The organism is Streptococcus sp. SGI.013 (assembly GCF_050315295.1).
Lineage (GTDB): Bacteria > Bacillota > Bacilli > Lactobacillales > Streptococcaceae > Streptococcus > Streptococcus porcorum.
The window spans coordinates 1-1,267 of sequence record NZ_JBNPOS010000073.1; the positions used below are offsets into that span (position 1 = coordinate 1).

Sequence of the window (1,267 nt, forward strand, 5' to 3'; positions counted from 1 at the left end):
CGCTTTATCTTCGATACCTGCGTCAACCAACATCTCACGTTTAAGGCTCATACCTTAACTCCTTTGTTTTACGCCACGAGGGGCAGAATTTGTCTAGTTTTACGCCATACGGCAGGGCAAAAGAAAAACCGTTTGGAAATCCAGACGGTAAATATCTAATTCTAATTACGGTAGCCTTTCCTACCAGTCAAGATGAGTGACCACCTCCTTAGTTACGGCTAAACCAAGACTTTTTCTTGGATTTCTTGAGTTCTGCCACATCATCTTCAAGGATTTTCTGATAGGTTTCCAAATCATCAAATCGCTTGTTGGTTGCCTCCACATTGCGTGAATTGACCTTTTCCATTCGCTCCACAATCTTCCAGAGCTGGTTATTCTGGTCAAGCAGAAACTCTATGGCACTTCCAGCTATTCGTAAAGAGTTTTCTAGTTCACGTTTCTTCTTGATACGTTTATTCATGGTTTCCTCCTGTTTTTGGGTACAAGAAAAGCGCCTAGATTGAACTAAGCACTAAGTGACTACTTGGATTGAAACAATCTCGCTCTCATACAGAGAGACTTCTGTAGGCTCATCAGGACTTGAGCCGTCAATGAGGATAGTGATTTCATCTTGTTCGTCATTATCCATTTCATCAACAAAATCTGTGACAAGTCCTTTGATAATTTCGCCATCACTATTGACTACCTGGACTGTTGAACGTAGGTAGTTCCAAAGTTGCTTACTCATTTACGGCCTCCTTTCCCTTTGATTGTTGGCACAATATGTGAACCAGTTTTACTGTAATGAATACGGAAATCAGTAGCGTTCTCAATTACTTCACCAGTTCTAGGGTCTATATAAGTTCCTATCGGTTTGTTTTGTGAGATGATTTCTTGCATTTTGTTTGATTTGGGGTTGTACTTAAATTGCCCTGTCCCAGCATACCTGTCTACAAGTGCCTGACATTCTTCTTTAGTGATTGTCAGATAACTTGGTGGAGGTGCTCCTTTTTCAAGGTTTTTCTGGAGATATTTGTCATATCCCTTAGTTCCTCTGACATGGTTTTCAAAATGCTCATTGTTAATTTCTGTCTTAATTATACCACTTTTGACAGCTGAATTGAACTTCTCACGCATTTCTTTTTGTTCTGCCCTGTGCTTTTCAAGTTTCTCAAGTTCTTTTCTGACCTTGATTTCTTTCTTAGCCTTGGTATAAGGGTCATCATAGTATTTTTCCCTGGCATAATCACGGTGTAGGAATGGGTGCTGTCTGAGATAGTCCCTCATA

The 1,267-nt window shown here is 40.3% G+C and carries 3 protein-coding genes; all 3 read right to left on the minus strand.

The features are described from left to right. Positions 1-208: 208 nt before the first annotated feature. On the minus strand, positions 209-460 hold the full coding sequence (locus ACQRDX_RS09305) for a hypothetical protein (RefSeq protein ID WP_074412921.1): 252 nt from the start codon (positions 458-460) through the stop codon (positions 209-211). Positions 461-511: 51 nt separating this feature from the next. Then, on the minus strand, positions 512-727 hold the full coding sequence (locus ACQRDX_RS09310; RefSeq protein WP_024402973.1) for a hypothetical protein: 216 nt from the start codon (positions 725-727) through the stop codon (positions 512-514). Next, the coding region (locus ACQRDX_RS09315) for a polymorphic toxin type 50 domain-containing protein (RefSeq protein WP_427896611.1) at positions 724-1,267 on the minus strand (544 nt) is incomplete at its 5' end. The genes ACQRDX_RS09310 and ACQRDX_RS09315, both read right to left, overlap by 4 nt.

What these genes read in the sequence shown, in the direction of transcription:
- ACQRDX_RS09310 (WP_024402973.1), bottom strand. Translation starts at nt 727, where the DNA reads ATGAGTAAGCAACTTTGGAACTACCTACGTTCAACAGTCCAGGTAGTC.
- ACQRDX_RS09305 (WP_074412921.1), bottom strand. Translation starts at nt 460, where the DNA reads ATGAATAAACGTATCAAGAAGAAACGTGAACTAGAAAACTCTTTACGA.